Source organism: Vibrio sp. 10N.247.311.13 (assembly GCF_041467595.1).
Taxonomy (GTDB): Bacteria; Pseudomonadota; Gammaproteobacteria; order Enterobacterales; family Vibrionaceae; genus Vibrio; species Vibrio crassostreae_C.
On the sequence record NZ_JBFSUX010000124.1, the window covers coordinates 1 to 2,051 of the forward strand.

Annotated in this window: 1 protein-coding gene; it reads left to right on the forward strand. The window is 42.2% G+C overall.

Features of this window, described 5'->3' with window-relative positions; translation table 11 throughout:
- The first annotated feature begins 748 nt into the window (after positions 1-748).
- Complete coding sequence (locus AB6E52_RS22930) at positions 749-1,942, forward strand: acetate/propionate family kinase (protein WP_017064366.1); 1,194 nt, start codon at positions 749-751, stop codon at positions 1,940-1,942.
- Positions 1,943-2,051 lie beyond the last annotated feature (109 nt).

Genomic DNA, 2,051 nt, shown 5'->3' on the forward strand with positions numbered 1-2,051 from the left:
TCCAGCTAAATATCCGTTTAGATTCAAACAGTAATGCTTATCCGAACGGCATTGGAGCGTAATGCTCGGCTTTTTTGTGCCTGCTATTTGAACTTAAGCTTTGGTTGGCTCGATATTCGTAGCTAACTTACTTTAATCAAGCTTCGTTCCTGTAACTATGCTTCGTCCATGAAACTAAGCATCGCGCCTAGAACGAATGTTAGTGCCAAAACTTAGCTGTATCGCGTTCTAAGCCTATACCAAAAGAACGTGCTACAAGATGCTGAAACAAAGAGTGAAGGCTATCTAAGCGTCGTTACAGTGCATCTATTCGTAGAGTTGTGCTCGAAGGCAATCAAAATAAGATCAGATCACTATTCTCAACTTCAGTGAGCTTTTTGATGCAAACACTGAGCAATTGAGAAATCGAGCAAAAAGTTATCGGTAATGATAAGCAGACGAAAGGGAAGGGTGGTTGTTTTTCAAGCGGATCACCTGCATTTGTTCGAGTCGCTTTAATTAACTGAATCAAGTTAAAAATAACGTGAGCACTCGTTTGCGTCACCTGTTCATTAATTTTCTTATTCAACTATTTTTTAATTCCGCTCTCGAAATAAATAATTTAATGACCAAGATCAACTTAATTGTGTTCATTTAGTGATTTTTTCAAAACAAAAGTTGAAAGATTCAAAAATTATTGAATAATGGACTTAACTAAAATTGAAGTAAACACTTCATCCAATTCGTACTGAAACAGGATCCATATCCAATGTCTAATTCGTTTGTTCTGGTTATTAACTCGGGTAGTTCATCCCTAAAATTTGCTGTAATCGATTCTGTTTCTGGTGAAGCAGTATTAAGTGGCCTAGGGGAGTGTTTTGGTCTTGAAGATGCTCGTATGAGCTGGAAATTCCAAGGCGAGAAAACTGAAATTGCCATTCAAGGTGAAGATAACCACCACAAAATTGCCATTGGCAAATTGGTTGGCCTGATGGAAGACCTAGGCTTCACGGCTGATATCGTGGCTATCGGTCACCGTATCGTTCACGGCGGTGAGAAGTTCACTCAAACGGTTCGCATTACTGAAGAAGTAACGAACGAAATTGAAAGCCTATCTGACCTAGCTCCACTTCATAACCCAGCAGGTGCTATCGGTATCCGTGCTGCAATTGAAGCTTTCCCTTCTCTACCTCAGTTCGCTGTATTTGATACTGCTTTCCACCAAACAATGCCTCAACGTGCATTCACTGGTGCAATCGCAAAAGAGCTATACACAGACTTCGGCGTACGTCGCTACGGTTTCCACGGCACTAGCCACTACTTCGTTAGCCGTGAAGCTGCGAAGATGGTTAACAAGCCAATCGAAAAATCGAGCTTCATCTCTGTTCACCTAGGTAACGGCGCATCTGTATGTGCTATTAAAGATGGTAACAGTGTTGATACTTCTATGGGCTTCACACCACTTTCAGGCCTAATGATGGGCACACGTTGTGGTGACCTAGACCCAGGCATCATCGAATACCTACTTAAGAAAGGCTGGTCACAAGAGCAAGTATTTAACTCTCTAAACAAGGAGTCTGGCTTCCTTGGCGTGTCTGGTCTTACGAGCGATGCTCGTGGCATCTTAGAAGCAATGGAAGAGGGCCACGAAGGCGCTAAGCTTGCGTTTGAGGTGTTTACTTACCGCGTAGCGAAATACGTTGCTTCTTACCTAGCAACGCTAGATTCTTTAGACGGTATCATCTTCACTGGTGGTATCGGTGAGAACTCTCTACCAATTCGTCGTGAGATCTTAAACAACCTTAAGATTCTAGGTTTCGTTGAAGATGTAGCAGGTAACGAATCTGCTCGCTTTGGTGCTGAAGGGATCATCGCTAAGTCTGAAATGTTAGACGCAGTAGCAATGGTTATCCCAACCAACGAAGAATTCGTGATCGCCCAGCAGTCGGTTGAACTGCTGTAATTTTTTCAAAAACAGATAGTTAAAAGCGAGCTTAGTGCTCGCTTTTTTGATCTTATATGTTGGATAGACCATCGCTAAGTGGCCTTATAGCGAGATAGTCAAAACTCAT